The organism is Duganella sp. GW822-FHT06D06, from assembly GCF_058799615.1.
This window is the reverse complement of sequence record NZ_JBXALQ010000068.1, coordinates 1-572: the sequence shown is the minus strand read 5'-3', so window position 1 is coordinate 572 and position 572 is coordinate 1. Positions and strand designations below refer to the sequence as shown.

The 572-nt window shown below is 46.5% G+C and carries 1 rRNA gene; it reads right to left on the bottom strand.

Features of this window, described 5'->3' with window-relative positions:
* Nucleotides 1-403, bottom strand: a 23S ribosomal RNA gene (locus AC1RMD_RS31220); the annotation flags it as partial.
* Between the last annotated feature and the right edge of the window lie 169 nt (nucleotides 404-572).

Here is a 572-nt window from a genome sequence, read left to right as displayed (position 1 = left end):
CATATTCAGACAGGATTTCTCGTGTCCCGCCCTACTTGTCGCACGCTTAGTTCCACACATCGCATTTCGAATACGGGACTATCACCCGCTATGGTTCCTATTTCCAGAGGATTCTTCTATGCGTCATGCTAAAACGTGCAGGCTCATCCCATTTCGCTCGCCACTACTTTGGGAATCTCGGTTGATTTCTTTTCCTGCAGCTACTTAGATGTTTCAGTTCGCCGCGTTCGCTTTGCATACCTATGTATTCAGTATGCAATGACCTAAAAGGCCGGGTTTCCCCATTCGGAAATCTGCGGATCAAAGCTTGTTTGCTAGCTCCCCGCAGCTTATCGCAAGCTACTACGTCCTTCATCGCCTGTAATCGCCAAGGCATCCACCATGTGCACTTATTCACTTGTCCCTATAACGTTAGCCCCTGCGACAAAACAAGGAGCGTTTATAGGAATAAGAAGTACTACGTTGTTGCGTTTGTTGATACATACAATCATTACCCACCCACGCGGTTCCCCGCATGGGTACATAAAAATTTACTTACTTCTTCCAGATTGTTAAAGAACGTACAGCACTTG